This is a genomic window from Xenorhabdus beddingii (assembly GCF_002127545.1).
In the GTDB taxonomy this organism is placed as follows: domain Bacteria; phylum Pseudomonadota; class Gammaproteobacteria; order Enterobacterales; family Enterobacteriaceae; genus Xenorhabdus; species Xenorhabdus beddingii.
The window spans coordinates 1-415 of record NZ_MUBK01000179.1 but is presented as its reverse complement, the minus strand read 5'-3'; the positions used below and the strand labels follow the sequence as shown (position 1 = coordinate 415).

1 protein-coding gene is annotated in these 415 nt (G+C 48.7%); it reads right to left on the bottom strand.

Annotation, left to right across the window (positions count from 1 at the left end):
- Positions 1–396, bottom strand: a 396-nt coding sequence (locus Xbed_RS19155; protein ID WP_208612291.1) for a recombination protein NinG, incomplete at its 3' end; no start/stop codon positions are given.
- Positions 397–415: the final 19 nt, after the last annotated feature.

Genomic DNA, 415 nt, shown 5'->3' with positions numbered 1-415 from the left:
TTGAATATTCCGTTCATCAAATCTCAGTTGAGGTGCTGCGGCCGTTGTCCGGTAATGACCCGCATCCCATTGGGCAGAGGTGAACGTGCCACAGGAAACGCAGGGCAGATCCCTGTCTCGCTCTCGAATGTAGGCGTTTACTGCTCGCTGTGCTTGTTGAATCCAGTAACTGCGGGGTTTTACGGCTAACTTGCGGGCTTTGAGTTTATCGCGGGCTTCTACTTCTTTTTGTCGTCGTTCTCGTTGTCGGGCTTGTTCAGCTTTCTCCCTATCTTTGTTTCTTTTTCGGATTCCTAACTCTGCGCCATGTTCTGGACTGCACCACTCAACATTGTCATATTTTGGGTGGAACCAATCACGGCATATTTTACATTTTCGTCGCCTTAGCTTTGCCATTTCCTGCATTCTCCATTTC